The sequence below is a fragment of the Nitrospirota bacterium genome, assembly GCA_040754395.1.
In the GTDB taxonomy this organism is placed as follows: Bacteria; Nitrospirota; Thermodesulfovibrionia; order Thermodesulfovibrionales; family SM23-35; genus JBFMCL01.
The window spans coordinates 1-1,231 of sequence record JBFMCL010000071.1 but is presented as its reverse complement, the minus strand read 5'-3'; the positions used below and the strand labels follow the sequence as shown (position 1 = coordinate 1,231).

Genomic DNA, 1,231 nt, shown 5'->3' with positions numbered 1-1,231 from the left:
GGAGGCTCTGCTATCCCGAGTCTTCTGCTGTAAAGAAGTCTGCCTTTTATCGAATCTATCTTTTGTTTCATCTTTTCTGTAAAAGTCTCTGAAATATCAGCTATGCGCCCCTGAATAAAGCATACCTGTCTCACTTCACTGGTCTCAGGATTCCTTAAACATTTTTCTCTCACTTCGCATACACGGCAGCGGGTCTTACAGCTTCTGAATTTGATCGCTGTATTCCTGTCCAGTATTACATTGCCGCCGTTTCTATAAAGTCGTTTTCCAGCAGGACAAATGCAGAATCTCTTGTCTTGACTCAGTGTAAAGTCTTTTGCACGGTATAACATTTTTGCCCCATGAAGTTCTCTTAGTTCCTTCCGTGACCTCTCTTTATATCTGTCCGCATCTGCAAATCTCGGGTCTCTCTTTCGAAACTGGGTATCTGGTATGTATGCATCTATCCCTTCTTCCATCACCATCTGCATGTTTGCCTCTGTGTGGTATCCGGTGTCTGCTACAAGTTTTGTCTTTTCAAATACGTTGTTGTCACCAAGTTCCCTGAAGTTCTCTTTTGTCCCTTCTATCATTGGCTTAAGAAGATCGTGTTCCTGTGCTGCTCCAAAGGCCTCTGCATGCACTATGATCTGATGTTTATCGTCAACTACCGCCACTCCGTTATAGCCCTGTATCACTCCATGTGAGGTCTTCATCTTGGCGCTTTCATTGTCCGTGATATTGCTCTTTATGGGCTTTCCAGTCTTGCCGGGCTTATCATCGTTTTCTTTTAGAAACTGTTTTATCTTCTTTACTTTATCTTTGATGGTCTGTGCGTATTTTTCTTCCTGCTTGATTATCTCCTTGTCTTTTTCCTTTTTGTCCATCTCCCGATGCCTTGCAAGTATCTGCTTTATCGCCTTCTCCATCTTGTCTTTCTTGTGCTGAAGCTCTTCTTTGGTTCCGCTCCATTCCTTTGAGGCATTGGAGGGCATCTTGCAGCCGTCTATTGCAAACATCTCCTTGCCTATCAGCCCCATTTCATCACATGTCATTAAGACTTCAAGAAATAACCGGATTATCTCCTGGTCTGCCGATGATATGAAATCAGCTATGGTTGTAAAATGAGGCCGCGTGTCTGCTGACAAGGCCATGAATATTATGTTCTCCTGACAGCATTGCGCTATCTGCCTGCTTGTAGTTATCCCCTTGGAATAGGCATATAGTATTATTTTTAAAAGTATCGCAGGAT

General features: G+C 43.1%; 1 protein-coding gene. It reads right to left on the bottom strand.

From position 1 onward, the window contains the following. Nucleotides 1-1,184, bottom strand: a 1,184-nt coding sequence (locus tag AB1552_14475; protein MEW6054963.1) for a transposase, incomplete at its 3' end; no start/stop codon positions are given. Between the last annotated feature and the right edge of the window lie 47 nt (nucleotides 1,185-1,231).